The 2,780-nt window shown below is 65.5% G+C and carries 3 protein-coding genes; 1 reads left to right on the plus strand and 2 read right to left on the minus strand.

Going from position 1 to position 2,780, the window contains the following annotated elements; genetic code table 11:
- A partial coding sequence (locus AB1609_20280; protein ID MEW6048781.1) for a transposase occupies window positions 1–397 on the plus strand: 397 nt, incomplete at its 5' end.
- Here AB1609_20280 and AB1609_20285 read toward each other — a convergent pair.
- Window positions 359–1,978 (minus strand): class I SAM-dependent methyltransferase, encoded by a 1,620-nt coding sequence (locus tag AB1609_20285; protein MEW6048782.1) that lies wholly within the window; start codon window positions 1,976–1,978, stop codon window positions 359–361. The genes AB1609_20280 and AB1609_20285 overlap by 39 nt on opposite strands.
- Before the next feature lie 50 nt (window positions 1,979–2,028).
- Window positions 2,029–2,780: DUF1998 domain-containing protein (locus AB1609_20290; GenBank protein ID MEW6048783.1), on the minus strand; the 752-nt coding region annotated here is incomplete at its 5' end.

Genomic DNA, 2,780 nt, shown 5'->3' on the forward strand with positions numbered 1-2,780 from the left:
AGTTCAGCGGCTGGGGGAAACGGTGCGTTACAGAACTCACCGGTATGCTTGCCGGGGCTGCGAGCTGCAGCCGCAGTGTGGTGCACAGAGAGCCGGGATCAGCAGGATATCGGACACCATTGCATCTGCGCTGGCGGTGCTCGGGACCCCGAGGGGCAGGCGGGCGATGGCACTGAGGAAGTGCTGGGTGGAGACCGTGAATGCGGATCTCAAGAACAACCGCTCGCTGTCGCGGGCCCACTACAGGGGGAACCGGGCGGTGACGATCCAGGCGCTGCTCGCGGCGTGTGCACACAACATCTACCAGCTCGTCGTGGCCCGGTTCAGCAAGCGGGAGAGTTCGGTCGTCGCTTTGCGCTCAATTGGACAGCAAGAGCGGCTCGCACTGGTTGCGTGAGCGAGAGAGCCAAGGGGGATCGCCGGCTACCCCACAAGACGGCAGCGGGCTGGCTTGGTTTGGTATGACGCGACGCCAACCGAGTTCGGCAACGGGCCCATGACCACACTGGTACACATTTCCCTTGCCAAACCCAGGTGGGTCGGGCAAGCAGGGGACAGCGTTCCACAGGTCGTCGCTGCGCCAGGCCGTGCGCGGGATAACGTGGTCAACACGGAAGGACTGCCCGAGTTCCCGGCCGGTCCACACGCAGTGGATGTTGATGCCCGAGGAGAGCAGCAGCTCGCGTGTTTCCCGGACGGCATGCTCGTCTGGTGCCAGCAGGTGGCGCATCGCCGTGCCGAGGGCAGCCTCGCTTAGCCCTTCCGGGCCCGCTGACGTCATCCGCGCACTGAGTTCCGCCCACCGGGCCACTGCGCTCTGCTCAATCCAGTGGCCAAACCGGGTCAGGTCCAGCCAAACGTCCTGGGGGACCACCACCCAGCCCAGGTCTCCTTCACCCCGCCGTGTATGCGGCGGCAGGCCACGGACCTCCCGCTCATACCTAAAGAGGGCGGAGCCTGCCCCGGCATAGCGGACGGGCCCCTCGCGGATTGCCGCGGCTATGGCGGCCAGTTCGCCCCGGAAGCTCTCAGGCTCTTCGTCCATGGCGCTTAGCAGCGAATAGAGGGCGCCCGCGTCCTGGCCGAACCGTTGTGCCAACCGCCGGATTGCCCGGCGGACGCGGAGTTGTTTACTGCCGGACGTCTCGCCCAGCAACTGGGCCGTGAACATCGGGGCGTTCACGATCGGCCAATAGTATATCAGCCACTCCCCGGCGACGGCCCACAGGGGTACGAACACCTCCTGCTTCCCCCAGACCGCGAGGTGAGCCTGTTGCCGTGCGATGGAGGAGAGAGCACGGATCAAGGCCGGCTTGTAGGTTGCGGTCTTGTGCTCGTATGCAAGTACCCTCCAGATCCGACCCAGCGCGGTCGTGTGCTCCTGCGGGCCCTTACGGGCCAGGAAGGTATGCCACCGGGTGCTGCTCTCTGTGTCCGGCAGTTCGAGGTGTAACGTGTCGCCAAAGCCGGCTGATTCCAGGAGGAGGGTCATCCTGCCCGCCGGGATGCTGGCGAAAAGGCGACCGTCGGGCTCGCGCTCGCCGGACGTCCGTGATGCCCGGTAGGTCAATATGAGCCGGCCGCCCGGGGCGAGAATGCGTGCCAGGTTCAGCACGGCACCGATGAGATCCTCCTGCGGAAGATGCATGATGGTGGCTGAACAAAGAACGTTAGCAAAGCCTCCATCCTCGACCCCGGCGAGGTCCGGCAGGAGGGCCTGTCGTACGTCGATGCCAGGGTACGCGTTGCGCGCTTCGGCAATCATGGCGGGGGACCCGTCATAGCCGACGCAGGGAAAGCCGTTGCGCGAGAGCCAGGCGACGTCCCGCCCGCTGCCGCAGCCGACGTCCGCGGTGGGGGGGCCTCGGAGGAAGAAGCCCTCGATCAACCCGTATAGGGCTCGCGGTTCGGTGGCACGGTAGCGTGCACAGAACTCCGCTGCACGCGATTCGTACACGAGCAGGGTTTGGGCGTCCATTGCGGCCACCCCTCACACAGGGACCCGCCGAGCATCGGGCAGATACCGGGCTAGGGGGTTGTCCCCGCCCAGAGGTCCAGCAGTTCAGTCAGGAACTGGTGAACGGGGCCGCGGCGGAGGCGGGTGTGGGCAAACTGATTCGAGTAGCTGCGCAGGCAACCGTAGCAACTGTCGTCCTCCCCGCAGCCACATGCACCGTCCACCCGAGCGCGGGCCGCTTCCAGGCACGCGCGCAACGTGTCCTCTTCCTCCAGCCGCGCCACCAGCGCCGCTCCTCCAGGTGCGTTATCGTACAAGATGATGGGAGGCAGCCCCTCAGCTTCTGGGTATCCGACGGTAGCGCTAAGGTCCGTGGATGGCACCTCAAGCGTGTCGCTGGCTGCACCGGCAAGTGCGTACGCCAGGGAGTAAGCAAACCACATGGGATCCCATACCGGGAAGGATGGGTGGTGCAGGAAGTCCAGCCGTACTATGTCCGTGATAAATTCGTGCCCGAGTGCGACCGACTCCAGGTGGCCGGAACACTCAGCCCCTTGGGGCGTCCTGTGCGACGTCTCGCGTTTGCGGAAGCCTGCGCCGCACCGGAGGCAAATGAAGAATCCCTGTCCACGGTGTCCCTCACAAATGACAGCCATCTTGCCCGGGCAGGCCTTTGTGAGACGAATGAGTGGTTGTCCCGCCGGCACGTTTACGTAGCCGCGATCCCGTCCGGCGAGGCCGATGAAGAACGGGCGGCTGCTGAACAGCTTCTCGGGTCGCCGTTGGGGCTCCCCGGGCTCGTCCGGCTTTGTCACAAACCCAA

The organism is Bacillota bacterium (assembly GCA_040754675.1).
Lineage (GTDB): Bacteria > Bacillota > Limnochordia > Limnochordales > Geochordaceae > Geochorda.

Coding starts and splice junctions, on each gene's coding strand:
- AB1609_20285 (MEW6048782.1), bottom strand. CDS start 1,978: ATGGACGCCCAAACCCTGCTCGTGTACGAATCGCGTGCAGCGGAGTTC.